This window comes from [Clostridium] citroniae WAL-17108 (genome assembly GCF_000233455.1).
In the GTDB taxonomy this organism is placed as follows: domain Bacteria; phylum Bacillota; class Clostridia; order Lachnospirales; family Lachnospiraceae; genus Enterocloster; species Enterocloster citroniae.
Genome location: NZ_JH376440.1, coordinates 1 through 1908, shown reverse-complemented (window position 1 = coordinate 1908; position 1908 = coordinate 1). Strand labels below are relative to the sequence as shown.

The 1908-nt window shown below is 47.3% G+C and carries 1 protein-coding gene; it reads right to left on the bottom strand.

Annotated features, from left to right (window positions below; all coding sequences use genetic code 11):
• Window positions 1–294 precede the first annotated feature (294 nt).
• Window positions 295–1767: a DDE-type integrase/transposase/recombinase gene (locus HMPREF9469_RS33990; RefSeq protein ID WP_007871719.1), complete on the bottom strand. Its 1473-nt coding sequence runs from the start codon at window positions 1765–1767 to the stop codon at window positions 295–297.
• Between the last annotated feature and the right edge of the window lie 141 nt (window positions 1768–1908).

Here is a 1908-nt window from a genome sequence, read left to right as displayed (position 1 = left end):
GGTAGTGTCAAGTAATCTATGAAAAAACGGAGTCTAAAAAATAGGCTCAACCGAACCTTGAAAATTGCAGATATTAATGGTTTTAAGATCTTGGGGCCTTGCCCCAACCCCCACAAGGGACTCGTCCCTTGACCCGATTTCGGGCTTTGCCCGAACCCATCCTCGCCGGAAGGCAGGAAAAGGGTGCAGTTGCCCCTTTTCTGCTGGACAGGATAATCCGTGGGCTTATGTCAATAGACTTTCGCGGCATATCCTCACAGGCGGCCGTGCCGCCTGCTTCGGTATTCCACGGTTCTATTGACAACAGCCCCGCTCCATCTCTGACATGCCGTTTTTCTGCATATTCAGGATGGTCTGCTGGCCAAGGAAGATGAGAAGCTGCCACTTGCCAGGCATGTTGTCGGCACCGGCCAGCATCTCCACTTCGTTGAGGACTTTGTACTGATTGTGTTTATGAGGGCGAAGGAAGTTGTAGTAAGCGACCCAGAGGGCAAGTTCATAGTTGGCGCCATCGATGTTGTCGAAGCCGTTTGTGTGACGGTAAGATGCTTTATAGGTACGGTTCAGCCGTTCAATCATCTGTTTGAATGGACGGTGTTCCTTAGAAACAGCATCGTTGTTGGTAAGCCCAATCACCTGAGTGATATGGAATGTAAAGGGTTTCCCGAAGTTCTTTACGAATTCCATTGCGGCGAGCGGATAGGCGCTGTAACCATCCGCAATGAACTTAAAGTTCTCCGGCAGCTTTGTAAGGCCTTGGAAAGCCATCCGCATAGCGAGGATACAGGGGCCGATGCCACGGTTGTCAGATACCTGATAACCGATGATGGAACGGCTTGCGGCATTCATGATGAGCCAGATATAGGTTTTAATGCCACGGATTTTAATATAAGTTTCATCCGCGGTGAAGGCAGCCCCCTTTTCGTATGGATACTGGTCGACAAAAGGCTTAATGCAGACAGCGGCGGTTTTGCAGTAGTTGGCAATCTGCTGGTGTGAGAGGCTGATGTTATAGAGGTCTTTTAGTGCCTGGGAGGTTTTCCTCAGGGAAAGGCCGAGGTTGACATGCAGGGTCAGGGCCAGGGACATGACATGAGCATTGTGCTTGTTGAATTTCAGGGAGGAGGCGTTCTTAGGCAGGGAGTTCAGGTCCATGCTGAAAAAATCCACAGTAAACTCGCGGTAGATGTAGTGGAGTTTATATTTATTTTTGCCGAATTCATCTTTCAGGTCCTGATTATCCACTTTTTTGAGGTTGTGGAGATAGTAAGGGCACTTCGGGTTGACACACTTATGGATGGTGAAGTGTTTGCGGTCTTTCTTGGGGACAAGGGAGCTGCTGCAATGCGGGCAACGGAGTTTCGTCAACAAAAAACGGCTCTCATCCGGAGAGAACCTGGTATCACAGATTTTGCACAGGAGCTGCCCTTTGGAGCCATTGTTCTTATAAAGGAATGGCTTGGGGGCATCACAGCGAGGACAGGAGCAGTCATCCGGGATGTGGCAATCGGAGCGGCGGCTTATGGGGCGGATCATCTTGCCGTAACGTTTTTCGTAGTAAGGGATGAGATCCTTGTAAGTCCAGTCTTGCCGGAAGTCAGTGATCAGAGGAAGCTCATCAATTTTGAATTTTTGGTACTTGGGAGAATGAGAATCATCAAAAGCCCACTGTTTGAGAGGGATGTATCTGCAAATAAAGTTGATTAGCCAGCAGTTTTGGCGATAAAGGTATTGAATAATGTTAAGTAAATAAAGTATAATGTCCATGAGCAATGAAATCCTTTCTGGTATTTTGGAATTTTGGTCGAGGACATTATACCAAAAAAAGGGAGGTCATTGCTCTTTTTATTGCAAACTCCCATAAAATCAAGGTTTAAACAATAAAACAGGTAGTGAAACTTGACACTA